The organism is Citrobacter sp. S55_ASV_140, from assembly GCF_018919505.1.
Lineage (GTDB): Bacteria > Pseudomonadota > Gammaproteobacteria > Enterobacterales > Enterobacteriaceae > Citrobacter > Citrobacter werkmanii.
In genome coordinates this window covers 1-404 of sequence record NZ_JAHLQZ010000447.1, presented here as the reverse complement: position 1 = coordinate 404, position 404 = coordinate 1, and the positions used below count along the sequence as shown (strand labels likewise).

Genomic DNA, 404 nt, shown 5'->3' with positions numbered 1-404 from the left:
ACCATGAACGGTGCGCAATCCGGGCTGCAGACGCTGGCCGCAACGTTCTATCCTACCCACTGCCGCGCGACGGGTATTGCGTGGATGCAGGGTGTGGGTCGATTCGGCGGCGTGGCCGGAACGATGATGAGCGCCCAGTTGCTTTCCCTGCAATGGCAGGCTGATAGTATCTTAATGTTCCTTAGCCTTCCCGCGCTACTGGCTGCTGCGGCCACGATTTACAAGCTGCAACGCTATAAACCGCGCGCGCTGACCGTCGCATAGTACCCGCTGTTTCTGCTATTCTGCCCCCGTTATTAAGGGGGCAGTATGCTTAACATCGTTTTATTCGAACCAGAAATCCCGCCAAATACCGGCAATATTATCCGTCTTTGCGCCAATACTGGCTTTCGTCTGCATATTAT

At 55.0% G+C, this 404-nt stretch carries 1 protein-coding gene and 1 pseudogene; both read left to right on the top strand.

From position 1 onward, the window contains the following. Nucleotides 1-264 (top strand): annotated as a pseudogene (locus KQJ18_RS24460) (aromatic acid/H+ symport family MFS transporter); the annotation flags it as partial. 45 nt (nt 265-309) lie between these two features. After that, nucleotides 310-404 (top strand): TrmH family RNA methyltransferase (locus KQJ18_RS24455; RefSeq protein WP_275945724.1); only part of this gene is annotated, 95 nt, incomplete at its 3' end.